The organism is Herbaspirillum sp. 1130, assembly GCF_017833835.1.
GTDB lineage: Bacteria > Pseudomonadota > Gammaproteobacteria > Burkholderiales > Burkholderiaceae_D > Herbaspirillum > Herbaspirillum huttiense.
Genome location: NZ_JAFICQ010000007.1, coordinates 15,151 through 38,981 on the forward strand (window position 1 = coordinate 15,151; position 23,831 = coordinate 38,981).

22 protein-coding genes are annotated in these 23,831 nt (G+C 64.5%); 11 read left to right on the forward strand and 11 right to left on the reverse strand.

The window, feature by feature from the left end:
- Window positions 1-254 precede the first annotated feature (254 nt).
- Entirely contained in the window at window positions 255-920 is a 666-nt protein-coding gene (locus tag JOD78_RS25630) for an amino acid ABC transporter permease (RefSeq protein ID WP_008333808.1), read from the forward strand.
- A gap of 10 nt (window positions 921-930) precedes the next feature.
- On the forward strand, window positions 931-1,704 hold the full coding sequence (locus JOD78_RS25635; RefSeq protein ID WP_134223948.1) for an amino acid ABC transporter ATP-binding protein: 774 nt from the start codon (window positions 931-933) through the stop codon (window positions 1,702-1,704).
- A 127-nt stretch (window positions 1,705-1,831) separates the two neighbouring features.
- Here JOD78_RS25635 and JOD78_RS25640 read toward each other — a convergent pair whose 3' ends face one another.
- Window positions 1,832-3,634 (reverse strand): NAD(P)/FAD-dependent oxidoreductase, encoded by a 1,803-nt coding sequence (locus tag JOD78_RS25640; RefSeq protein ID WP_209570010.1) that lies wholly within the window; start codon window positions 3,632-3,634, stop codon window positions 1,832-1,834.
- A gap of 85 nt (window positions 3,635-3,719) precedes the next feature.
- Window positions 3,720-4,871, reverse strand: coding sequence for a helix-turn-helix domain-containing protein (locus tag JOD78_RS25645; protein WP_134137699.1), 1,152 nt, complete (start codon window positions 4,869-4,871; stop codon window positions 3,720-3,722).
- Between the two features lie 440 nt (window positions 4,872-5,311).
- On the opposite strand from JOD78_RS25645, the gene JOD78_RS25650 reads away from it, so the two are divergent.
- Both JOD78_RS25650 and JOD78_RS25655 read left to right on the forward strand, forming a co-directional pair.
- Window positions 5,312-5,602, forward strand: a complete 291-nt coding sequence (locus JOD78_RS25650) for a hypothetical protein (protein ID WP_121037493.1) — start codon at window positions 5,312-5,314, stop codon at window positions 5,600-5,602.
- Window positions 5,602-5,793 (forward strand): hypothetical protein, encoded by a 192-nt coding sequence (locus JOD78_RS25655; RefSeq protein WP_134137698.1) that lies wholly within the window; start codon window positions 5,602-5,604, stop codon window positions 5,791-5,793. The genes JOD78_RS25650 and JOD78_RS25655 overlap by 1 nt, the downstream gene beginning before the upstream one ends.
- Window positions 5,794-5,896: 103 nt before the next feature.
- Here the strand turns inward: JOD78_RS25655 and JOD78_RS25660 are convergent, their stop codons facing one another.
- Complete coding sequence (locus JOD78_RS25660) at window positions 5,897-6,742, reverse strand: transporter substrate-binding domain-containing protein (RefSeq protein ID WP_039790280.1); 846 nt, start codon at window positions 6,740-6,742, stop codon at window positions 5,897-5,899.
- Between the two features lie 414 nt (window positions 6,743-7,156).
- Between JOD78_RS25660 and JOD78_RS25665 the strand changes: the two genes are divergently transcribed.
- A complete protein-coding gene (locus JOD78_RS25665; RefSeq protein WP_034338950.1) occupies window positions 7,157-7,483 on the forward strand; it encodes a hypothetical protein in 327 nt (108 codons plus the stop codon).
- A gap of 9 nt (window positions 7,484-7,492) precedes the next feature.
- Here the strand turns inward: JOD78_RS25665 and JOD78_RS25670 are convergent, their stop codons facing one another.
- The 6 genes from JOD78_RS25670 to JOD78_RS25695 all read right to left on the reverse strand — a co-directional run bounded on the left by JOD78_RS25670 (window position 7,493) and on the right by JOD78_RS25695 (window position 14,801).
- Entirely contained in the window at window positions 7,493-8,839 is a 1,347-nt protein-coding gene (locus tag JOD78_RS25670) for a DUF2863 family protein (RefSeq protein WP_209570008.1), read from the reverse strand.
- A gap of 12 nt (window positions 8,840-8,851) precedes the next feature.
- Complete coding sequence (locus JOD78_RS25675; protein ID WP_121037538.1) at window positions 8,852-9,784, reverse strand: DMT family transporter; 933 nt, start codon at window positions 9,782-9,784, stop codon at window positions 8,852-8,854.
- Between the two features lie 146 nt (window positions 9,785-9,930).
- The gene (locus tag JOD78_RS25680; protein WP_209570006.1) at window positions 9,931-10,752 is read right to left on the reverse strand and encodes a MetQ/NlpA family ABC transporter substrate-binding protein; all 822 of its coding nucleotides are present in this window, start codon (window positions 10,750-10,752) and stop codon (window positions 9,931-9,933) included.
- Between the two features lie 121 nt (window positions 10,753-10,873).
- Complete coding sequence (locus JOD78_RS25685) at window positions 10,874-12,253, reverse strand: LLM class flavin-dependent oxidoreductase (protein WP_134137695.1); 1,380 nt, start codon at window positions 12,251-12,253, stop codon at window positions 10,874-10,876.
- A gap of 9 nt (window positions 12,254-12,262) precedes the next feature.
- Window positions 12,263-13,525: an SfnB family sulfur acquisition oxidoreductase gene (locus JOD78_RS25690; protein ID WP_209570004.1), complete on the reverse strand. Its 1,263-nt coding sequence runs from the start codon at window positions 13,523-13,525 to the stop codon at window positions 12,263-12,265.
- Between the two features lie 40 nt (window positions 13,526-13,565).
- Window positions 13,566-14,801 (reverse strand): SfnB family sulfur acquisition oxidoreductase, encoded by a 1,236-nt coding sequence (locus tag JOD78_RS25695; protein WP_209570002.1) that lies wholly within the window; start codon window positions 14,799-14,801, stop codon window positions 13,566-13,568.
- Between the two features lie 266 nt (window positions 14,802-15,067).
- Here JOD78_RS25695 and JOD78_RS25700 point away from each other — a divergent pair, with 266 nt between their 5' ends.
- From JOD78_RS25700 to phaP, 3 genes are all read left to right on the forward strand, one after another.
- Complete coding sequence (locus tag JOD78_RS25700; RefSeq protein WP_034331418.1) at window positions 15,068-15,274, forward strand: DUF3717 domain-containing protein; 207 nt, start codon at window positions 15,068-15,070, stop codon at window positions 15,272-15,274.
- Window positions 15,275-15,408: 134 nt separating this feature from the next.
- Window positions 15,409-16,617, forward strand: coding sequence for a patatin-like phospholipase family protein (locus tag JOD78_RS25705; protein ID WP_121037469.1), 1,209 nt, complete (start codon window positions 15,409-15,411; stop codon window positions 16,615-16,617).
- 238 nt (window positions 16,618-16,855) lie between these two features.
- The gene (gene phaP / locus JOD78_RS25710; protein WP_006463404.1) at window positions 16,856-17,425 is read left to right on the forward strand and encodes a TIGR01841 family phasin; all 570 of its coding nucleotides are present in this window, start codon (window positions 16,856-16,858) and stop codon (window positions 17,423-17,425) included.
- A 76-nt stretch (window positions 17,426-17,501) separates the two neighbouring features.
- Here the strand turns inward: phaP and JOD78_RS25715 are convergent, their stop codons facing one another.
- Complete coding sequence (locus JOD78_RS25715) at window positions 17,502-19,109, reverse strand: NAD(P)/FAD-dependent oxidoreductase (RefSeq protein WP_121037466.1); 1,608 nt, start codon at window positions 19,107-19,109, stop codon at window positions 17,502-17,504.
- 244 nt (window positions 19,110-19,353) lie between these two features.
- On the opposite strand from JOD78_RS25715, the gene JOD78_RS25720 reads away from it, so the two are divergent.
- Window positions 19,354-20,331, forward strand: coding sequence for a helix-turn-helix domain-containing GNAT family N-acetyltransferase (locus JOD78_RS25720; protein WP_209570000.1), 978 nt, complete (start codon window positions 19,354-19,356; stop codon window positions 20,329-20,331).
- A gap of 220 nt (window positions 20,332-20,551) precedes the next feature.
- On the forward strand, window positions 20,552-20,887 hold the full coding sequence (locus JOD78_RS25725; protein ID WP_121037460.1) for a YXWGXW repeat-containing protein: 336 nt from the start codon (window positions 20,552-20,554) through the stop codon (window positions 20,885-20,887).
- Here the strand turns inward: JOD78_RS25725 and mnmC are convergent.
- On the reverse strand, window positions 20,862-22,739 hold the full coding sequence (gene mnmC, locus JOD78_RS25730) for an FAD-dependent 5-carboxymethylaminomethyl-2-thiouridine(34) oxidoreductase MnmC (protein WP_209569998.1): 1,878 nt from the start codon (window positions 22,737-22,739) through the stop codon (window positions 20,862-20,864). The two genes, JOD78_RS25725 and mnmC, sit on opposite strands and share 26 nt — an antisense overlap.
- A 137-nt stretch (window positions 22,740-22,876) precedes the next feature.
- Here mnmC and JOD78_RS25735 point away from each other — a divergent pair, with 137 nt between their 5' ends.
- Entirely contained in the window at window positions 22,877-23,812 is a 936-nt protein-coding gene (locus JOD78_RS25735; protein ID WP_121037454.1) for an AEC family transporter, read from the forward strand.
- Window positions 23,813-23,831 lie beyond the last annotated feature (19 nt).

The window sequence follows — 23,831 nt, forward strand, 5'->3', positions numbered from 1 at the left end:
GTTCCCGGCGCATGATGAGACGTTTTGTTCAGTTCGTGCTCCAGGCGTTCTCCTTTACAATGGCCGGGTTCGCGGCACGCCGCAGCGTCGGTTGCGGTCGCCTGCAATCCATGCGCGGGCAGTTCTTCCCACGTCCTCCCTCCTCCCGGTACCCGGCGCACAACTGCCCCGGAGGGATAGGGCATGGTTCGTGCATGCGCTGCACACCCTGCCCTCCCCGGGCTCATGCAATTGGCAACCAAGGAAAATCGCAGATGTATCAATGGGACTTCGGCTCGCTCTGGCAATTCAGGAGCATCATCGGAATCGGCTTCGTCTATACCCTCTCCTACACCGTAGCCTGTATCGCGCTCGGCCTGCTGGTCGGTCTGGTGGTGGGCCTCGGCCGGCTGTCGTCGAACCCCTTCATTTCCGGCCCGCTGCGCGCCTTCGTCGAAGTGTTCCGCTGCACGCCGGTGCTGGTGCAGCTGGTGTGGTTCTACTATGCGCTGCCGGTGCTGCTGGGCATCGAGATGTCGGCGGGCACGGCGGCCATGCTGTCGCTGGCGCTGTATGGCGGTGCGTTCTATTCCGAGATCATTCGCGGCGGCATCGTCTCCATCGATGTCGGCCAGTCCGAAGCGGGCTGGGCACTGGGCATGACGCGTTTCCAGCTGATGAAGCGCGTGATCCTGCCGCAGGCCTTCAAACGCATGACGCCGCCGCTGGTGAACCAGTCCATCATGCAGCTCAAGAACACCTCGCTGCTGTCGGTACTGGCCGTGCCCGACCTGCTGTACCAGGGCCAGATCATCGCCCACGAAACCTATCGTCCGCTGGAAATCTACACCCTGGTGGCGATCATCTACTTCGTGATCCTGCTGCCGGCCACCATCTGGGCCAAGCGCCTGGAAAACCGCCTGTCGGTCCAGCATGGTTGAGGAGAAGACGATGAACAATCAACATGCGGACGCGATGATCCAGATCAGCAATCTCAAGAAGGCCTTTGGCGAGCACGTGGTGCTCAAGGACATTTCCATCGCCGTGCCCAAAGGCAGCGTGGTGGCCATGATCGGCCCCTCGGGCTCGGGCAAGTCGACGCTGCTGCGTTGCCTGAACCTGCTGACCGTGCCGGACCTGGGCACGGTACGCATCGGCGAGCGCCACTTCGAATTCAACGGCCGCAAGTCGCGCCTGCCCAAGGACCGCGAGCTGGCCGCCTTCCGGGCGCGCACCGGCATGGTGTTCCAGCACTTCAACCTGTTCCCGCACATGACGGCGGTGGAAAACGTGATGGAAGGCATGGTCACCGTGCTGCGCACGCCCAAGGCCGAAGCGCGCGCCAAGGCCATGGCGCTGTTGCAGAAGGTGGGCCTGTCGGACCGTGCCGACATGTATCCGCAAAAGCTCTCCGGTGGCCAGAAGCAGCGCATCGCCATCGCCCGCGCGCTGGCCATGCAGCCGGACGTGATGCTGTTCGATGAAGCGACCTCGGCGCTGGACCCGGAGCTGGTCGGTGAAGTGCTCAACGTGATTCGTGGCCTGGCCGCCGATGGCATGACCATGATCCTGGTCACGCACGAGATCGCCTTCGCCCGTGAAGTGGCGGACCAGGTGGTGTTCATGCGCGATGGCGTGGTGGTGGAAGCCGGACCGCCGTCGCAGGTGATCGACAATCCGCGCGAGGCGGCAACGCAGGCTTTCCTGGCCCGCTTCAATGCCTGACCGGGAGTGATGGAGATGGCATCGAAACCGCGCTGACAGCAGCTTTTCAGCCCGACGAAAAAATGGCGCGCAGATTTCTCTGTGCGCCATTTTTTTCATCTGCCCTTGCCGGTCTCAGGCGCGGGCCTTATCGGAGATGATGCACCTCCTGCAAGCCATACACCGGTGTCGGAATACCCTCCATGCGCGCCTTCAGCTGCAGCGCCAGATACAGCGAGTAATGGCGCGACTGGTGCAGGTTGCCGCCATGGAACCACAGGGCGGGCTGCTGCGTGGGCTTCCACATGTTGCGCTGTTCGCCTTCCCACGGTCCCGGATCCTTGGTGGTGGCCGATCCCAGGCCCCAGCACTTGCCGACCTTGTCGGCCACCTCGTGCGAGATCAGGTCGGCGGCCCAGCCATTCATGGAACCGTAACCGGTGGCATAGACGATCACGTCGGCCGGCAATTCGCTGCCATCGGAGAGCAGGATGGAGTGTGCGCGGATCTCCTTGACGTCGACGCCGCTCTTGAGACGGATCTTGCCGTCGGCGATCAGCTCGGAGGCACCCACGTCAATGTAGTAGCCGGAGCCGCGCCGCAGGTATTTCATGAACAGGCCGGAATCGTCATCGCCGAAATCGAGCAGGAAACCGGCCTCTTCGAGACGCCGATAGAAATCCGCATCGCGTTCGCGGATCTTGTCGAACACCTGCTTCTGCATCGACGGCAAGACCTTGTAGGGGATCGACGCAAACAGCAGGTCGGCCTTGCCTGTGGTGAGGCCGCTGGCCACTGCGCGCTCGGAATAGAGATCGCCGAGGGCCAGTTCCATCAGGGAATCGGACTTGACGATGTGGGTGGAGGACCGCTGCAGCATGGTCACGTCCACGCCGTTCTCCCAGAGCGCCGCGCAGATGTCGTGCGCCGAATTGTTGGAGCCGACCACCACCACCTTCTTGCCGCGATAAGGATCGGGGCCGGGATGGCGCGAGGAGTGATGCTGATCGCCGCGGAAGTTTTCCGCTCCGGGAAACTGCGGCACATTGGGCTTGCCCGACATGCCGGTGGCCAGCACCAGCTGGGTCGGCTGCAGCACGACTTCCTTGCCTTCACGCTCGACCACCACGGTCCACTTCTGCGTGGCTTCGTCGAAGCTGGCGGACTTGCAGACGGTGGAGCCCCAATAGTTCAGTTCCATTACCTTGGCATACATCTCCAGCCAGTCGCCGATCTTGTCCTTGGGCGCGAAGACCGGCCAGTTTTCGGGGAAGGGAATGTAGGGCAGATGGTCGTACCACACCGGATCATGCAGGCACAGCGACTTGTAGCGCTTGCGCCAGCTGTCGCCGGCGCGCTCGTTGCGTTCGATGATGATGGTCGGCACACCCAGCTGGCGCAGCCGCGCACCCAGCGCAATGCCCCCCTGCCCGCCGCCGATGATGAGGCAATACGGTTGCTGCTGGTAGCCCAGTTCACGCGCCTCCGCTTCGCGTTCTTCCTTCCAGGTACGGCGCTGCGTATGCACGCCATGCACCGCCCCGCGCGGGCGGTTCACGCCCTTGGGTTCTTCGTGGCCCTTCAGTTCGGCGGCGGTGGTCAGCAGGGTCCAGATCTTGCCGTCGCGCAGGCGCAGGTAGCCCTTGCCGCGGGCGACGGCGGTCTCCAGCAGGATCCAGCCCTGGGTTACGCCATCGGCTTGCGAGGGCGTCTCATCGGGATCGGGACGCAGCTGTATCGATCCCAGCTGCGGCAGCTGCGATTGCAGCATGGCGCAGATCTGGTCGCGGCCTTCCAGGGTCTTGATGTTCCAGGTGAAGGCAATCAGATCGCGCCAGTAGCCGTCCTCCCCGAACAGGGCGGCGGCCTTGGCGGCATTGCCTTCGCGCAGGGCGGCCTGCAGGGTTTCCAGCAGGTGCGCGATGGTCTGGCTGGGGGTTTCTTCGGGCATGACAAGTCTCCTCTATCTCGACAATAGATCTCGTGGTTGGATGGGGGGTGGCGGTTCTGTGACCGCCTCGGTGAAGCCTGCCGCGCTAACGTCGATGCGGCGGCAGGATGCGGTAGCGCGCCATGCGCCGGTACAGCGTGGCGCGTGACATGCCCAGCAATTGGGCGGCGTGCGGCGCACGCCATTTGCATTCGGTCAGGGCGGCGACGATCTGGTCGCGCTCCTGGCGTTCATTGGCTTCGATGACGGGGCTCTCGCTGCTTGTGGCCACCGGCGTCGCCGCCGCATGGGCACGGGCCGGACGCACCGCACGCGAGACGGGTGCGCGTACGCGGCCATAGAGCGTGCTGCCGCCATGCAGGCGCAGCAGGTGCAAGCCTTGCAGGGCGCGGCTGTCGAGCAGGCGTTCGAACTGCAGGTCGAAGATCTCGCCCATGGGGCGCGGCAATTGCTGCAATCCGGCGATGCATTCGCGCGCGCGGCGATTGGCCGCGATGATGTTGCCCAGGGCATCGAAGGCGATGAGGATTTCCGGTTGCGCTTCCACGTAATGGCGGCTGCGATGGACCAGCAGCACCCAGGCGCAGGCCATGGCATTGAGGAAATAGCCATCCTCGATCAGGGTAGCGCTTTGCTGGACGATGCGGTTGACCAGATTCTGGCTGTCGCGCGCATCGGGCGAGCGGATCGCCGAGGCATCGAGCACGCCGATCAGCTCACCCGACGGCGAGAAGATGGGGGCAGCGCTGCAGGTCAGCGTGGTGAAGGCGGCGCGGAAGTGATCGCTCTTGTGGACCGTGATCGGCAAGGCATCCTGCAGCACGGCGGCCACTCCGCAAGTCCCCTCTTCGCTCTCGGACCAGCAGGAACCGAGATAGAGACCGGCCCGCTTGAAATCATGCCGGCGCTCGCGGTCCACGCGATAGTCGATGGTGGTGCCGCCGGCATTGGTGAGCATCACGCAGTAATCGGCTTCGCGCACGGTCTGGTGCAGCACCGACAGGCACTGCCCTGATGCCCGCAGGAAATCTTCCTCGCCCTGCTGGACCTGGCGCAGCTCGCCGGAACTCAGCACGCGCGGACCGCGCATGTCGGCCGGGTCGAGATGGTGCTGGTCGAGCGAACGCAGGTAAGACGAGCTCAGCCGTTGCAGGTAGGGACTGGCGGCAGGATCGGGCTGGCCGTCGAGCAGGCGGCGCACGCGGTCGAGATGGCTGACTTTCGCAACGTAGGGCATGGGGGGCTCCTGGCTGGACGGCACTGCGCGGATCCATCGGCATCAATGCGGATCAGGGCGCAAACGACGGTGAAGCGATGGGTGATGTTGTAGCACAGCGTGCGCGGCGAGTTGTCCTGCGGCGCAGCATCGGGGGATGGTGAGACGCTTGTCTCAAGGCGCGAAGGGGGGCTCATGTCGACGCTGATCGGAGCATGAGGGGCGGTTCACAGGCCCCGGCCAACAAGACAAAAGCCCGGCAGCGGCGTTCTTGTGCTTGCAAATTGTCAGCGAATATTTTTCTGCTTCATGATGCCGGCTTGCAAAAAGACGCTACCAGCGTGCGAGAGATGCTCCGCAAAAAATCGAGACCCTCCTGCAAAAATCTGCAATGGCCTCGACTTCAGGCAGGGCATCAGGCAAGTTCGCGGTTCTCCCCTTTCCCTGTCAGGAGGTTCATCATGCGTACTGCTGCCGTCGCAACCATCGTGGTCGAAGCCACCGCGCAAGAAGAGAAAATCATCGCTGCCAAGGCCCGCAAACTGGGGCTGCAGATCTCGGAGCTGATGTGTCTCGGTGCCCTGGCGTATGAGGCTGCGCAATGGGAAGAGGAGCTGGACACACTGGCCATTCTGGCGCAGGAAGCCGCCGAACGGGCCGGAGCCAGCGCCGATGCGTCGCTGGCCTTCATCGAGGCCAGCAATGCACGGCTGGCTGCGCTGGACGCATCCGCCCGGTCCTGGAGCGCCTGATGTTCGGCATTACCGGCCGTATCTGGAGCGCCTTGGCGACCGTCATCAAGCTGGAGGACAAGGTGATCCGGCAAAGCGAAGCCCTGCGTCAGCAACAGATACGGATCGAAAACCTCACCGAGCGCATGATCAAGCTGGAAACCCTGCTGGAGGTGGTGCTCCAGGCCAGCGAGTTCAAGCGAATCAAATGATTCAATTGCATCAGAGGCGATCCGCCCTGCCATGAAAAAACCCGCACGGCATCACCGGTGCGGGTTTTTACCTTGTTCACTGCATGGCCTGGAGGCCCATGGATTACAGCGGAATCTGCGCCGGTACATCCTCCGGCTTCACCCCGGAGAGCTTCTGCAGATTGCCCAGCACGGTCGGCTTGATCTTGCCGGCGGCGCGCTCGGCGGCGATCCACTTGTTGATGGTCTCGACCCAGGCCTTGTCCTCTTCCTTGGGTACGCCGATGTTGGTGGAAGTCGCTTCCAGCGGCTGCGGCACATACATCTTGCCCAGCGCAGGATTCTTCTTGAGGATGTTCAGGGCCAGCAGCCACACCAGCACCTGCGCATCGACGCGGCCGGTCTGCAGCGCCAGGGTGGCGTCGTCCGCCTTTTCCAGGCGCACGATGGTGGCGTTGGGACAGACGCGGCTGATCATCTGGTCGTGCGAGGAACCGATGTCCACGGCGATTTTGACTTCCGGCTTGTTCAGGTCGGCCCAGGTCTTGAACTCCTTCTTGGAGACCACCGTGAAGGCGTTCAGGAACAGCGGTTCGGTAAAGCCGATCACTTCGCGGCGCGCCGGGGTCGGGTTCATGCCGAAGAACAGGTCGATCTTGTGCGTCTGCAGGTCCAGCACCGAATTGCCCCAGGTGGTTTCGGTGATGTCCAGCTTCACGTTCAGGCTGGCCGCCAGGCTCTTGGCGAAATCGATCATGAAACCGCCCCACTCGCCGCTGGCCAGGTCCTTGTTGTAGTACGGTGCGGCACCGCGCACGGCACCGATGCGCAGGGTCTTGGTCCGCTGCACGCGGGCCAGGGTCGGTTCCGTGGAGCCGGTCGCAGCGGCGGCCTGGGCGAAGACATTGGGGATGGCAGTGGCGGCGGCAAGGCCGGCCACGCCGGTGATGAAACTGCGACGGTTGGTCATTCTCGGTTCTCCCTGATTTGGCGGATGGTACCGCTGCGCTATGGTCGGCAGCATGGCACACGTGGTCTGCCGCCCGGCCCTGGCCGGACGGCGTCGATGATTTTAGCCCAGCCGCCAGCCGCTCGCGCAGGCAAATGCCATGCACGGGGAGCCACATGGCCCTGCCTCCCAGCAGGCAGGAAATTATTTACGTGCACGTGAAGTAGCCGCCGCCCTGACACGCCTGTACGAAAATTGACAGGTCACGCTATTTTTCGAACGCCATTGAAGATTTTTTTACAGCCACGCCATCCGGGTAAAACCGGGTAAGCCACCCCCAACGGCAGCCATGCCGCGCGTAGGCTTGCCCTGTCGTGTTGATGCCGCAGGGCAATTCTGCCGACGGCACGCGTCACGAGCACAACGGGGGATCTCATGCGCACTCAACGTCAACATCATCGCCGCCGCGCCAGCCTGGCCGCAGCCTGCCTCGGTGCTGCCGCCTTGGGCGGCTGCGCCAACTTCAGCGAAGTCAGCGCCGGGCGTGGCGATCTCTACACGGTCTCGGCCACGGGGGTGAGCTATACCATGTCGATTCCGGCCCTGACTTCGGCCGCGCGCGAGAAGGCGACCGCCTTCTGCGGCAAGCAGCAGATGCAGGCCGACCTGCGCCAGCTCATCCGTGGCTGGCGTCCGATGCAGGTAGAGCTGATTTTCCGCTGCCAGCCTGCAGGAACCAGCCTGCAGGCGCTGCTGGACTGAGCCCGCCGATCAGGCCGCCGGCAGATCGCGCGGACGCACCGGCTGTCCGTGCTCATCAAAGCCATCGGCCAGGCGCACAGCCGTCACGCCCAGCGAGGCCACCGCATCGGCGGCATCGAACAGCACCGCCTGCAGATCGCCCTCGACCAGATGTTCAGAGCGGGCCAACGTGGCTTGCGCATTGCGCAGTACGACCTGCAGGGTGGTCTCGTCGTCCTCGTCCACCAGCGCGATGTAGGCACTCGCCTCTGCCGCCTGTGCAGCGGATTGCGCCAGACCGGCTTCCAGTTCGGAGAGCATCTGCAGGGTGCGGTATTCGCCATTGCCGGTGTGCTTGGCGCCATGGAACAGATCCTGGTACAGGAAGTGCAACTGGCACTGCGCCGCCTCGCCGGTTTGCCCGGTCAGGCATTGCTGCATCAGCGGCGTGATCTCTTCGCTCCACTGGCGGAAGCGTTGCGCGCGCGATTCGAAGTAGGCATCGGCGGCCGCTTCTTCCTGTGGAATCGCATAGAAGGGATCAGTCACCTCCTTGAGCGAAAAGCCCAGCAGGAAGCGCAGTTCCAGCGCCTCATCGTCGGCCGCGAAATGGCTGGCCGGCCAGCCGCGCATGCTGCGCTCGATGGCCGGTACGCTCAGGATCTTCTTGTCGGTCAGCGAGGCAAAGGCATCGCGATTCATGGCTTCCACTTCACTGAAGCTCAGGGCGTTGATCTCTTCCGGATGATAGAGATGATGCACCAGCACCACGCGCGCCTTGGGACTTTCCAGTCCGGCTTTTTGGATGCTGTCGCGCAGGGTATCGAAAGCTTCGCCATCGGCCAATGCCTGCTCCTCGCGCAGGCCACCGCGCGTGCGCGCCAGCAGGGGGATCAGGAAGGCATTGATTTCCAGTTCCTTCTCGCCCCGGCGCAGCACGATGATGTCGGCGCCCTCTTCCACCACTTCACGCAGGAAAGCATGGCCACGCGGATCGTCGTATCGCAGCTGTTCCAGCGCTTCGTAGAGGGTGTCGTCATCGCGCTCGCGCAGGGTATTGCGCACCATGCGTTCCAGTTCATCCTGGCCGACGCGGCGGCCTGCGCGGTCCGGCGCATCGGCGGCCACCGCACTGGCCAGCGCCACCATCTGCTGCACGCGCAGTTCATCTTCATCCAGGCTCTGCGAAGCCGCATGCGCCTGGTGCTGGCGACGGCGGGCGGCTTCGGTGGAGACGTGGGTCTTGGGCTTGTCGCGTGCCGGGCCCGCGGTCGCGGGCTTGGGGCCCGCCTTCGCGGCTGGCTTGGCGTGGCCCGGGGGGGCTTTCTTGGGGCCGGGGGAATGTGGTTTGCCGGTGGGGCGTTTGGTTTGATTCATTTTTTTCCTCGCTCAGTTCAGCGGTAACTTGTCGGCAGTATTGCGGCCCGGCAGCGTGGCCAGGAACATCCCGGCCAGGGCCACGGCGAAGGCACCGGCCTGCAGGGCCGAGAGACTTTCACCCAGCGCCAGCACACCGACCACGGCGGCCGAGACCGGCAGCATCACGGTAAAGACGCCGGCACGCGCAGCCGGGACCACCTTCAATCCCGTCATCCACAGCCACACGGTCCAGACGCTGGCGGCCAGGGCATAGAACACCAGCAGCAGCCAGATGTTGGCCGGCACGGTGGAGAAATTGAACTGCAGCGCGGTGTAAAGGCCCATGGGAGTCATCAGCAACAGGCCCCACAGGTTGATGACGGCGCTGATGCGCTTGGGCGTGAGGACCGTGGTCAGCTTCTTGCCGATGACGGCATAGGCGGCCTCGCACAGCACCGCGCAGAACACCAGTACGTTGCCCAGCCAGGCGCTCTGCCCGCCGCTGGCAGCGGCCGCGCCATGGCTGTCCTTGGCCAGCGACAGCAAGCCGATGCCGATGGCCCCGCAGGCCACCGCGCCCCAGACGCGCAGGCTGATTTTTTCCTTGAGGAAGACCCAGCTCATCACCGCCACCACCGCCGGAATGGAGGACATGATCACGCCCGCCGAGACCGCATTGGTCATCGACACGCCGGTAATCATGCACAGCGTGAAGAGGAAATTGCCGAGGAAGGATTCGAGGAAGACCAGCCAGCGCGACTGCGTGGAGAGCGGTTTTTCATCGGCCGGTTTTTTCAGCCAGCGCAGCATGGCGACCGCGCCGATGGCGAAGCGCAGCCAGGCCAGCAGGAACACCGGCAGCAGCGCCGCCAGCGGCTTGGTCAGCGCGACGTAAGCGCCGACCAGGGACATGCTCAGGATCAGGCAGCCATAGCCCATGGGGCGGCTGGGGGTGTAGCTCATGTTCGGTTCGGATATCGTGTCGAGGCCGGCGGTATGGACGACGCTGGCTCCGGTGAATGGAGCCAGCATTTTACCTGCTCGAACGAGGGGAACCGGATGAGGGCGTGCAGCCCTGTGGAAAAGATGGATGCGGTCAATGAATCAAATCACCAAGCCGCCAAAATCCCTCCCTTGAACTCCGTCTCGATATACCGCTTCACTTCCGGCGACTGATACGCCTGCACCAGCTTGCCCAGCCAAGGCTGCGCACGGTCCTTGTCGCGCACGGCGATCAGGCAGGCATAGGGGCTGTCGCCGCTTTCCACGAGCAGGCTGTCGCGCGCCGGATTGAAGCCGGCCTTGGAGGCGTAGTCGGCATTGATGGCCGAGGCATCCAGGTCATCGAGCGTGCGCGGCAATTGCGCGGCGTCGATCTCGACGAACTTCCACTTCTTCGGATTCTCGGTAATGTCGATGGGCGTGGCATTGGTGCCGGTCAGCGGATCGATGCCCTCGCGCAGCTTGATGAGGCCATGCTTCTGCAACAGCAGCAGCACGCGGCTCTCGTTGGCCGGGTCATTGGGAATGCCGATCTTTGCCCCCACCGGCAGGTCCTCCAGCTTGCGATACTTGCGCGAATAGATCGCCATGGGCCCGATCATGGTCTTGCCCTCGGCATAGAGCTTGTAGCCGCGCGCCTTGATCTGCGCATTGAGGAAGGGACGATGCTGGTAGCTGTTGGCATCGAGCTCGCCAGCGTCCAGCGCCGCATTGGGCTGGATGTAGTCGTTGAACTCGATGATCTTGACCTTGTAGCCCGGATTGTCACGCTCGAAGACGCGGCGTGCCTGCTCGAAAATCTGCGCATGCGGACCACTGGTCACGCCCACGCGAATCACCTGGTCGGTGGCGGCCTGGGCCGTGATGCTGGCGCTGGCCAGCACGCCGATGGCAAGGTGCGAAAGCCAGTTGGTGACGATCGATTTCATTGTTTTCCCCGGTTGAAAAAAGGCCAATGTAGCGAGCCCTCAACCGGTGCGGAAGGAATCATTTCCGCTTTGCTTATGTGCTGCGCGCATGTGCCTGCGCGCAGCCACCAGGCGATTTTCTTCAGGCGTGCTCGACCGCCGCTCCCGCCCGGAAACCCGCACCCACGTGCTCTTGCGGCAAGGTGGCACCGCGCTGGAAAAGTTTTTCACGCAAAGTTCCCTGGGCGTATTCGCGCTTGTAGGAACCGCGTTCCTGCAGCACCGGAATGACCAGGTTCACGAAGTCTTCGAAACTCTCCGGCGCGACCGTACGGGTCAGGTTGTAGCCGTCGATGCCGGTGTCGGCGACCCAGCTTTCCAGTTCATCGGCGATGCGGTCGGGCGCGCCCACGATGCTGGCATAACGGCCACCCAGTTCGAGCTGTTGCAGCAGCTTGCGCTTGGTCCAGTTCAGCTCCGGTTGCGTGACCACCTTGGTCAGCGATTCGATGGCATTGGTCTTGGCCGCGCGGATCGGTTCATCCAGCTCATACTTAGAAAAATCGATGCCGGTGCCCGCCGAGAAATGCGCGAGCCCCGCTTCGGGACTGGCGTAGCTGGCGTATTCGCGGAAGCGCTCCTGGGCCTCCTCATCGGTGCGGCCGGTCACCACCGTCAGGCCCATGAAGATCTTGATGGCGTCCGGATCCCGTCCCTCGCGCACCGCTCCGTCACGAATGCTCTGCACCAGCTTGCGCGTGGCGTCCTTGCTCTGGCTGGAGATGAACACGCATTCCGCATGGCGCGCACCGAAGGCCTGCCCACGTCCGGACGAACCGGCCTGATACAGCACGGGCGTACGCTGGCGTGACGGTTCGCTCAGGTGGATGCCTTCGACGTGGTAGTAGTCGCCGTGATGCGCGATCTTGTGCACCTTGGCCGGGTCAGCATAGACGCGGCGCGCGCGGTCACGCACCACGGCACCGTCTTCCCAGCTGCCTTCCCAGAGCTTGTAGACCACTTCCATGAATTCATCGGCGCGGTCATAGCGCTGGTCGTGTTCCAGTTGTTCGTGCAGGCCCATGGCGCGCGCGGCGCTGTCGAGATAACCGGTGACGATGTTCCATCCCACGCGGCCACGGCTCAGATGATCCAATGTGGACATGCGGCGCGCAAACAGGAAGGGGGCCTCATAGGTCAGGTTGGCGGTCACGCCAAAGCCCAGGTGCTCGGTCACCGCCGCCATCGCCGAGACCAGCATCAGCGGATCGTTCACGGGCAGCTGGATGGTCTCGCGCAGGGTGAGATCGGTATTGCCCTGGTAGACATCATAGACGCCCACGATATCGGCCAGGAACAGGCCGTCGAACTTGCCGCGTTCCAGCAGGCGCGCCAGGTCGGTCCAGTAGGCGATGTCGGTGTAATCCTGCGAGCGGTCGCGCGGGTGCGTCCACAGGCCGTGGTTGATGTGGCTGACGCAATTCATGTTGAATGCGTTGAGACGGATTTCCTTCTTGGCCATGCGGGCTCCTCAGATCGCGCCGTGGCGCGGCGGCTTCTTGCCATTCAGGACGTAATTGCCGATGGCGTGATATTTCCAGCGCACCGGATCATGCAGCGTATGGGTGCGGGCATTGCGCCAGTGACGGTCGAGATTGTGTTCGGACAGGGTCGATTGCGAACCGGCAAGCTCAAACAGTTTGCTGCCGGCCGCCAGCGAGACTTCGGTGGTCAGCACGCGTGCCTCGGCCACCGCAATGGACGCCTCTGCGATGCTGTCTTCCGTGGGCGCGGCAGCGGCGGCATCGACCTTGCGGCCGGCGCGGCGCACCAGCGCTTCGGCGGCGTGCAGCTGAATGGTCAGGTCGCCCACTTCGCGAATGGTGAGCGGATCGTCGCCGGCGCGTTCCACACCGCTGTCAACCCAGGGCCGCGAGCGGGTGCGCACGAATTGCAGCAGGTCCGCATAAGCTGCGCGCGCAATGCCCAGATCGATGGCCGCGTGCTGGATCTGCGCCATCGGGCCGATCTGCGTGGGCCGCGAAAAGGCAGTGGCAAACCCGATCACGGCATCGGCCGGTACATGGACGTTCTCGAATACGGCACTGCCGCTGCCGGTGGTGCGCTGGCCGAAGCCGGACCAGTCATCGATGATGGTCAGGCCCGGTGCATGGCGCGGTACGATGGCCAGCTGCTGCACACCCTCTTCGTCGATCACCGAGGTCGGCACCCAGTCGGCATAGAGCGCGCCGGTGGCGTAGAACTTGCGGCCGTTGATGCGGTAGCCGGGGCCATGTTCGTTGCGACTCAGACGGGTCTTGCGGTCATGCGAAGTCTTGGTGCCGAGTTCGGCCAGGGCGTTGCCGAAGCGGTCGCCCTGCAGCACCCGGTCGAAGAAGAAACGCTTCTGCGATTCGCTGCCGTTGACGCGGATCAGTTCCACCGCATAGAAATGGTTTTGCGGAATCTGTCCGATCGAACCATCCGCCGCCGAGATGGTGGCGATGACTTCGGCCAGGGTCCCGTAGCTGACACCCGCACCGCCGTATTCCTTGGGCACGGTGATGCCCCACAAGCCCGAACGCACGTAGCGTTCCAGCTCGTCCCAGGGCAGCTTGCGCTCGCGGTCGCGCAGCGCGGCTTCGCGGCTGAAGTCCTCGGCCAGCTTGCGCGCGGCGGCGATGGCTTCGGCGTCGTCGCGGATGCGCGCCACCAGGCGCGGTGGCGTGCCCGACGGCGGCGGCAGGGAATCGAGCGTGGTGTGGGTGGCCTGGGCGGCAGCGGTCTGGGTCATGATGGTTCGCGTTCGAATGAGGGAAGGCAGGGTCCGGGCATCAGCTCCAGGAGTGGCGCGGCGGCGGCGTGCCGTTCAGGGCGTAATTGCCGACCGCAAAATATTTCCAGCGCACCGGATCATGCAGCGTGTGCACGCGCGCATTGCGCCAGTGGCGGTCGAGGTTGTGGCTCGCCAGGGTCGCAGCCGAGCCGGAGAGTTCGAACAGTTTTTCCGAGGCCAGCAGGGCCACTTCGGTGGACAGCACCTTGGCCTCGGCCACGGCGACCGAGGCTTGCGCCATCTGCTCGAAGCTGATCTTGGCGGGCAGGCTGTCGAGCACGGCGGCCGCCTCTTCCAGCAGCGCTTCGGCCGCATGCAGGCGCAGGCTCAGGTTGCCGATGTCGCGCAGGATGTAGGGGTCGTCGCTGGCACGCTCCAGGCCGCTGTCCACATAGGGACGCGAACGGGTGGTGACGAAGGCGATGGTGTCCTGCACGGCCGCATGGGCGATGCCAGCATCGATGGCGGCCTGGATCAGCTGCGAGACCGGGCCGATGTTGTTGGGCTGCTGCAGCGCGTCCTTCAGGGGCAGCACCTGCGACGCCGGCACGCGCACGTTGTCGAACACCACCGTACCGCTGGCCGTGGTGCGCTGGCCGAAGCTGGACCAGTCATCGATCACCCGCAGACCCGGCGCATCGTGGCGGCTGTAGACCACCAGCGGCTGGCCCTCATCATCGATGGCGCGGCTGGGAATCCAGTGCGCATAGAGCGCACCGGTGGAATAGAAACGCGTGCCATTGAGCAGGTAGCTACCATCCCCTGCTGCGGTGTCGAGGGTCGCGCGGGTACGCACGTCGAGCACGTTCTTGCCGTTGCGCTCGGGACCGGCATTGCCCAGTCGCGCGCCTTCGAGCACCTCGTTGAAGAAGAAGCGCTGTTGCTCTTCGCTGGCGAGCTTGGCGATCAGGTTGAGATTGCCGAAATGATTTTGCGGAATCTGGCCGATGGAAGGGTCGGCCGCAGAGATCAGCCGAAACACCTCGGCCACCGTCTGCCATGACGCGCCGATACCGCCATGGGAGCGCGGCACGGTGATGGCCCACAGGCCGCTGTGCGAAAAGCGTTCGATCTGGTCGAACGGCAGGATGCGCTCACGGTCGCGCTCGGCGGCGCTTTGCGCGAAATGGGCGGCCAGCTCGGCGGCAACCTGCAGCGCCTGCGCTTCACTGGTGATGCGCTGGGCCTGGCGCAGGCCGGGACGGCGGACGGTTTCTAGGATGTGCGCGGACATGAACCACTCCTGAGGGATAGTGCGGGCAGCGCCGAATGGCGCGCGCGAGGGGTCTCATTAGAGCAAAGCGAGGGGGGAATCCGAACGAAGCATTGCGCATGTGCTTGCTTGTTTTTCGCATGCTGCAGAGAACGCGGATGCTTATGCGGAAATTGCATGAAGGCCCGGCAAGCCCGGCCATACTGTGTTTTCAACCAGTACCGGCGGCTGAAATGGAGTAGAATGCGCCGACGTTTTACCTTACGTCTTTATCAAGAAATACCGCCATGCTCACCCTCACCGAACTCGAAGATGCAATCAACTACTGGCGCCACCAGCGCCCGGCCAGCGGAGAGGAGTGCGCACTGTCCCCGGAAGTCAATGCCCTGGCGGGCCTGTACGCGATGATGATTTTCCATCGCCGCCATGAAGTGGACCTGGAGCAGATCGATGCCCAGGCGCGCCAGCTGATCGAGGCCTGGCTGGCCAGCTGAACTCCAGGTTTTTAGTACGTCCGCGTACAGTGACGGTCACTTCCGTGTAAGCGCGTTATCCTAGACTCCTTCTGAACATTCAGAACGTTCACGTTGTTCCCGGATCAATCCGGTATCCCCAGAAAGGAAGAACGATGCGCAAGGATCAGGATCAGTCGCCGCCCTCCCCCCGCCGCAAATCCGCCCCCGCCGCCGTGGCTGCCAAGCCGCGCGTGGCGCTGGTGCTGCAGGGAGGCGGTGCGCTGGGCGCTTACCAGGCCGGGGTCTACCAGGCCCTGCACGAGAACGACCTGACCCCCGACTGGGTGGTCGGCACCTCCATCGGTGCCATCAACGCCGCCTTGATTGCCGGCAACCCGCGCGAGACCCGCATCGCCCGCCTGCGCGAATTCTGGGAGACGGTGGCGCATCCGGACGTGTTCGACCTGCGCCAGGTCCCGGACGCCTTGCGCCCCTGGGCCACCCGCCTGACCACGCTCGATACGTTTCTGCGCGGCACGGCCGGCTTCTTCCGGCCGCGTCCGCTGAACCCCTTTGCGCTGGGCCTGCCTGTGCCGCCCGACGAGGCCAGTTTCTACAGCACTGCCGAGCTGGGGGAGACGCTGTCGCGCCTGGTCGACTTCGATTACCTCAACGGTCCCTCCGGCATCCGCATGACGGTCGCGGCGGTCAAGGTCACCTGTGGCACCCTGGTCAATTTCGATTCGCGCCAGCGGCCGCTGGGACCGGAACATGTCATGGCCAGCGGCGCCCTCCCCCCGGGCTTTGCGCCGGTGCGCATCGACGGCGAACTGTATTGGGATGGCGGGCTGTATTCCAATACGCCGCTGGAAGCCGTGCTCAACGATGAGCCGCGTACCAACCTGCTCTGCATGATGGTCGACCTGTGGCATGCCGACGGACCGGAGCCGCGTACCCTGGAAGAGGTACAGACGCGCGAGAAGGATGTCACCTTCGCCTCCCGTTCCCAGCGCCACATCGATGCCTATCTGCAGCAATACAAGCTGCGCCGCGCGGCCCACGCGCTCTACAAGCGCCTGCCGCCCGACATGCTGACCCAGCAGGACCGCCAGATGATGGCCGAACTGGGTGCCGACAGCACCATCCACATCGTGCGGCTGGCCTATGCCGGGCGCGACTGGAACATGGCCTCCAAGGACGTCAACTTCGCCAAAGGCTCGGTGATGTGGCGTTGGGAGCAAGGGTATCAGGATGGCCTGCGTGCCATCGCGCTGGGCAAGGGCTGTCCGTTTTCCGAGAGCGATACCGGCATCGTGGTTCATGACCTCCCCAGCGGCGACACCCACGTCCGCCCGGAGAAAACGACCGAACGTTCGGCTTGATCGCCCGCAAAGCCGCTGCTGGTGCGGCGTAGCAAAATGTCCACGCGGCGGATTATTTTTTGTGCGCCGCACAAATAACACTTGATTTCACCAAAGAAGTGCATAAAATAAGAATTGTTGCGGCGCACAAATCATGATTGTTGATTGATTCTGGTCGAAAGCCGCGCTCGAACGCCGATTGTTTTGATCGTCACGCTCGTCGGCAAGCTCATTTGTTCATATCACCTAGGAGATGCACATGTTTTCGTACCAAGATCAGTTTTCCGCCGCCACCAAGGCCAACCTGCAAGCCCACCTGGACCTCATCAACAACCTGACCGCCAAGGCCTTCGAAGGCGTGGAAAAGATCGTTGAACTGAACCTGTCGGCCACCAAGGCCACCCTGGAAGAAGCCACCGCTGCCGCCAAGCAGCTGGCCGCCGCCAAGGACCCGCAGGAACTGCTGTCGCTGGCCGCCGCCCAAGCCCAGCCGGGCGCTGAAAAGGCCACCGCCTACAGCCGTCACCTGGCCGGTATCGTGTCCTCGACCCAGGCTGAATTCACCAAGGCTGCCGAAGCCCAGATCTCCGAAACCAGCCGCAAGCTGTCGGCTCTGATCGACGAGATCAGCAAGAACGCGCCCCCGGGTTCGGAGCAAGCCGTCTCCATCCTGAAGGCCACCCTCACCAACGCCAACGCTGCCTACGAGCAACTGTCCAAGAACTCCAAGCAAGCTGTGGAAACGCTGGAAGCCAACCTGGCCAACGCGACCAAACAGTTCACCGCTGCTGCTGAAAAGACCGTCGCTTCGGCCCGCGCCAAGAAGTAATCTTCACTTCAGGCCGTAAAAACAAAACGCCGCCCCGGGTCACCGGAGCGGCGTTTTGCTTTGGGCGGTCCTGGGATCAGCCCTGTCCCACCATGTCCAGCGCCAGCGCCTCGGCCACGCGGATGCCGTCGATGGCCGCCGACATGATCCCGCCCGCATAACCGGCGCCTTCACCGGCCGGGTACAGGCCCTTGGTGTTGAGGCTCTGCAGGGTGTGGTCGTCACGCTTGATGCGGATGGGCGAGGAGGTCCGCGTCTCGATGCCGGTCAGCACGGCATCATGCATGGAGTAGCCACGGATCTGCTTTTCGAAAGCCGGCAGCGCCTCGCGGATGGCATCGATGGCGTACTTGGGCAGCGACGGGTTGAGGTCGCCCAGGGTCACGCCCGGCTTGTACGATGGCTCCACGCTGCCCAGCTGGGTCGAGGGACGATTGGCGATGAAGTCGCCCACCAGTTGCCCCGGTGCATTGTAGTTGCCGCCGCCCAGTTCGTAAGCGCGGCTTTCCCACTCGCGCTGGAAGGCGATGCCGGCCAGCGGATGGCCCGGATAGTCGGCCGGCGAGATGCCCACCACGATGCCGCTGTTGGCATTGCGCTCGTTGCGCGAATACTGGCTCATGCCGTTGGTGACCACGCGGCCCGGCTCGGAGGTGGCCGCCACCACCGTGCCGCCCGGGCACATGCAGAAGCTGTAGACCGACCGGCCGTTGGAGGCGTGGTGCACCAGCTTGTAGTCGGCCGCGCCCAGGATGGGATGGCCGGCACCGGGACCGAAGCGGCACTTGTCGATCAGCGACTGCGGGTGCTCTGCGCGGAACCCGATGGAGAACGGCTTGGCCTCGATGTAGACACCGCGCTCGTAGAGCATCTCGAAGGTATCGCGGGCGCTGTGGCCGATGGCCAGCACCACATGGTCGGCTTCGATCTGTTCGCCGGTGTTCAACGTCAGGCCACGGATCTGGCCGTCTTCGATCAGCACATCCTCGACGCGCTGTTCGAAGCGGAATTCGCCGCCCAGCTTCTCGATCTTCTCGCGCATGAGCTGGATCATCTTGACCAGGCGGAAGGTGCCGATGTGGGGCTTGCTGACGTACATGATTTCGGGCGGCGCATCGGCGGCCACGAATTCAGCCAGCACCTTGCGGCCATAGTGCTTGGGATCCTTGACCTGGCTGTAGAGCTTGCCGTCGGAGAAGGTCCCGGCCCCACCCTCACCGAACTGCACGTTCGATTCCGGTTTCAGTTCGCGCTGGCGCCACAGGCCCCAGGTGTCCTTGGTGCGCTCGCGCACGGTCTTGCCGCGTTCCAGGATGATGGGATTGAAACCCATCTCGGCCAGGATCAGTGCCGCAAAGAGGCCGCAGGGACCGAAGCCGATCACCACCGGACGCTTCTTGATGCTCGCCGGGGCGCGCGTGACGTAGTGATAGGAGGTATCGGGCGTGGGGCCGACATTGGTGGTCTTCGCATGGCGTGCCAGGACCGCCGCCTCGTCCTTCACCTCGACGTCGATGGTGTAGTTCAGGGTGATGGCCGTCTTCTTGCGGGCATCGTAGCTGCGGCGAAACAGCGTGAAGGACAGCAGGTCGCCGGCCGGGATGCCCAGGCGGTCGAGGATGGCGGCGTTCAGTTCGTCTTCCGTATGGCTCAACGGAAGGGTCAGTTCAGAGATGCGCAACATGTGCGGGGACTTTCAACAAGACTGGGGATGCAGGAGGTGGCGCAGGCCACGATGGCCGGTGTGCTCACGGCGGAAGGCTGCGCGAAAGGCGACATTTTACTCCAGCCCGGCAGGCGCTCCCAGCCCGGCCCCGCCAGTTGCGCAGGTGCGACAGCCAACATGGCCCGGGCTGCCAAACAAGTTGCATAACGCAAGCATCTGGCGCAGCATTGATTGCACTTCGCAACCATTACCGGATCTTGCCATGGACTATGACGGCCTGCACTCTCCCCCGCGCGACCAGACCATCCGCCAGTTGCGCGAGCTGTCGCGCAAGTTGGTGCGGGAACTGGGCTTCATGCGCAGCACCCTGGCCGGCAGCGACCTGGCCCCCTCGGCGGTGCACGCGCTCATCGAGATCGGCCTCAAACCCGGCCTGCAGGCGCGCGAGCTGGGCGAGCTGCTGTACCTGGACAAATCCAACACCAGCCGCCAGCTGGCCAAGCTGGAGGCACTGGGGCTGGTACGGCGCAGTCCGGTGCCGGGCGACGGGCGGGCCTACAGTCTGGCGCTGACCGAAGAGGGGCAGGCGCTGCGCAAGAAGATCGACAAGTTCGCCACCGACCAGGTCTCCGGCGCCCTGCGGCGCATCCTGCCGGAAGACCAGCAGGGCCTAGTGCGGGCGCTGGCGCTGTATTCCGAGGCCCTGTCGCGCGACAACCCCAATGCGGCAGCGCGCCCGGCCAAAGGCGCGACATCGGAATTGAGCACCGGCTACCAGCCCGGCTGCATCGGCGATATCGCCAGCCTGCATGCGCGCTACTACGCCGCGGCGGCCGGCTTCGGGGTGTTCTTCGAACACAAGGTGGCCAGCGAACTGGGCAGCTTCGCGCAAACCCTGCCACAGGCCGGCAAGCAGCTCTGGACCCACGTCGAACACGGGCGCTGCCTGGCCTCCATCGTGATCGATGGCGATCTGCAGCATCGGCAAGCGCACCTGCGCTGGTTCATCGTCGACGACAGCCTGCGCGGCAGCGGCGTGGGACGGCGCTTGCTGGAACAGGCCATGGCCTTTGTCGATGCCCATCGCCTGGCCTGCTATTTGTGGACCTTCCAGGGACTGGATGCGGCACGCCACCTGTATCTGTCGGCCGGCTTCGAACTGGTGGAGGAATCGCCGGGTGAGCAATGGGGAAGCCGCGTGGTGGAGCAACGCTACGAGCGCCCGGCGCGCAGGAAATGAGCGGTGCAGGGTGCGCGGCATGTATCGATATGCCGCGATTTGTTACCGGATTCCCCCGCGCTGCGCTGCCTTCGGGCTGCAATACGGCAGCGCTGGCAGGCACGGACACAACTGGAAACACAACATTACAGTCTTAAAGAAGCCCGGCTCCTACAGTGGTTTTCACAGCGCGGCCCCGCTTGCGCTGCATCCACGCACCACCACCTTGCAGGAGTCCAACATGAAAACCAAGATCACTCGCCTCGCCTTCGTCCTTCTCACGACCCTGTCTGCGCTCGCTGCCACCGCAGCCCTGGCGCCTGCCGCGCAAGCGCAGGTAGTCGGCGTCGATGTGCGCATCGGCACGCCACCGCCCGCCCCGCGTTATGAAGTGGTACCCGCCCCGCGTCACGGCTATGCCTGGGCACCCGGCTACTGGGCCTGGAACGGCCATCGTCACATCTGGATCGGCGGCCACTGGGAACGCGTGCGCCGCGACTACGCCCGCTATGAGCCGGCGCACTGGCAACCGGGTCCGGGTGGCTGGGTGTTCATTCCGGGTCACTGGGTGCGTTGAGGCCGATCGCTGAATCCGCGCCGAAACGGGCCGGGTCCAGCGCCGCCACCAATTCGCGCGGCAGCGGCAAGGGCTCGCGCTCGATCATCGCGGCCAGCAACTCGGCCATCAGCGGTGCCCAGATCAGACCGCGCGAGGCATAGCCCAACAGGCCATAGATCCCCGCCTCACCCGGCAAGGCACCGACCAGCGGCAAGCGGTCCGGCGCAATGCAGCGCTGACCGACCCGCCCAGGAAGATCCGCATCCGCCAGCGGCAGCGACATGTGTGCCGCGATCTGCGGCAGCATGTGCTGCAGGCGGGCCAGGTTCTCGGCATGGCTGTCGGCACGCACGGCAGGATCGTCGAAGCGATCATAGCTGGCCCCCATGCACACCTGCCCGGCATAGGGGCGCGTGAGGTAACCGTCACCACACAGCGCATGCGGCAAATCGGGGAAGCCTGTTGCCGGCAGGTGCGTGACCTGGCCGCGTACTGCATTGAGCGGCAAACCCGCCGCCTGCTCCAGCACGCGCGCCTGCGCGCCCGCAGCGAGGATCACCACCGGCGCTTGCGCGATCAGCAGGCCAGCGGCATCGAGCGCCTGCCATTGACCGTCCACGCGTACCAGACGGGCGACGGCGCGATTGAAATGCGTGCGCACCTCGCCGTGCGCCTGCGCCACCGCCAGCATGCGGCGGCACACCGAGGGCGGATTGAGCCAGCCCGCTTCCGGGAAGAAATAGCCGCCACCCATGGTCGGCATGCCCAGTGCGCTTGCCGTCTCACCGGCGGACATCCAGCGCGCATAACGCGGCGGATACTGCCACTCCTGCGCGCCCTGCTCGAAGGAGATCGCCTGCTTGGCATCGCGGCCGAATTGCAGGATGCCGCAGCGCTCGCCACGAATGGCAGCGTGATCGTCCAGACCGACCCCGCCCAGATCATCGAGACGCTGCGAGGCAAACAGAAAAGCCGCACGCGTGAGCCGCGCCAGCGGGCTGTCATCGCGAGCCAGCGCGGGCATGAAGAGACCACCGTGATTGCCTGAAGCGCGGGTGGCCACCTCCGGGCCCGCATCGATGAGATCGACGCACCAGCCGCGTGCCGTGAGCCGCTCGGCCGCAGCGGTTCCGGCCAGCCCGGCGCCGATCACCAGCGCTTGCCGCGCATGCGGCAGATCGCGCCGCAAGGGCGTATCGGACGCCGCCACGTGCGTGGCCGGACGCGCCCAGGCCGGTGCATAACGCAAGGCCAGCGCGCCGTCACGCGCTTCTCCATGGAAACCGACCTGGCGCATCGCCGCCATCAGCGCCACATCGGCCGCCGCACCGAACACCAGCGCCCGCGCCCCGGTCCAGGCCAACCGCGCCAGGCGCTTGCAGGCATGCGCATGCCAGGATGGCGCGGCAGGATCGAAGCGGGTCGGGTCGGCATGCAGGTAGAACAGGTCTACCGGCGCTTCCAGCCGGGCCAGCTCTTCTTCCAATGCACCCCAGATCAGGGTCAGCGTGACGCGGCCTTCATCGAGCAAGAGCCGATGCGTCCCCGGCAAGGGCAGCGGCCATGCAGCGCGCAAGGCCTGTGCATAAGTCAAGTCTTCGGAGAGGACTTCCGCTGACGGCGGATGCGGCAGGATCGCAATGTAGTGCAGATGCACCGCACCCTCCCCTTGCGCGCGCTGGCGGGCGAAGGCATGCCAGGTGGCGAAGAAGGACTGACCCAGCCCGAAATGCAGGTCCAGCACGGTGGCGCTGCGCTGTTCGCGCAGGCAGTCCGGAACGCCCTGCAGTGCGGAGGAAATCGTGCCGGCCTCGGCACGCCAGGCGGCAAGCAATTCAGGGGAGGCAAGTTGAAGAGGACGCGCAGGCATCGTGAAAAGCCCTGTGGATAAATCAGACAAGGCCGCCATTCTACGCCGCCCACCCCGTGCGGCATTGCGCCTTGACAAAGCAGGAGCGGCTCCGTAGGGTCTGTTCCCACCTCCGACGCCGGTCAAGCCGCCACGCCATGCTCGCCATCTTCAACATCGTCTTCCCTATTTTTTCGTTGATCTTCCTGGGCTGGATGTGCCGCAAGCGCCGCATCCTCTCGGCGGGCGCGGCCAGCGAGCTGAACCGATTCGTGATCTGGCTGGCGCTGCCGGCGCTGCTGTTCGATTCCATGTCGCGCCTCAAACCCGCGGACTTCGCCAACCTGCGCTTCATCGCCGTCTTCGCCATCGGCGTGGCGGTGGTGTTCCTGATCACCGCCGCGCTGCGCCTGCGTCAGAAAGCGGCCGCACCCGACGTCATCATCGACAGTCTCGGCAGCTCCTATGCCAATACCGGCTTCATCGGCATTCCGCTGTGCTACCTGGCCTTCGGCAGCGACGGCCTGCCGCCCTCGGTGATCGCCATGGTGATGACGGCCTGCCTGCTCTTTGCGGTGGCCATCGTGCTGCTGGAAACCTGCCTGCATGCCCAGGCGGCCTTCGGCCAGACCGTCGCCAAGGTGGGCCGCTCGCTGCTGCGCAATCCCATCATGATCGCGCCGGTGGCCGGCATCATCGTGGCCTTGAGCGGCGTGGCCATTCCCACTGGCGTACAGCAGCTCTTCAAGATTCTGGGCGGTGCGGCCGGTCCTTGCGCGCTGGTGTCGCTGGGGCTGTTCCTGGCCCAGCCGGTGCGCACGGCCGGAGGCTCGCCGGTGTGGCTGCTGGTGGCCTTCAAACTGCTGCTGCAGCCGGCCGTGACCGCCGTGCTGGCCTACTGGATCCTGCCCATGCCGCGCCTGTGGGCCGACAGCGCGGTACTGCTGGCGGCGCTGCCCATCGGTACCGGCCCCTTCATGCTGGCCGAGCTGTATCAACGCGAAGTCACTGCCATGTCGCGCGCCATCCTGTACTCCACCACCCTCTCGCTGCCCACCATCGCGCTCATCCTGGCCTGGATTGCGCATCATTGAGTCCAATATGAAAAAGGCC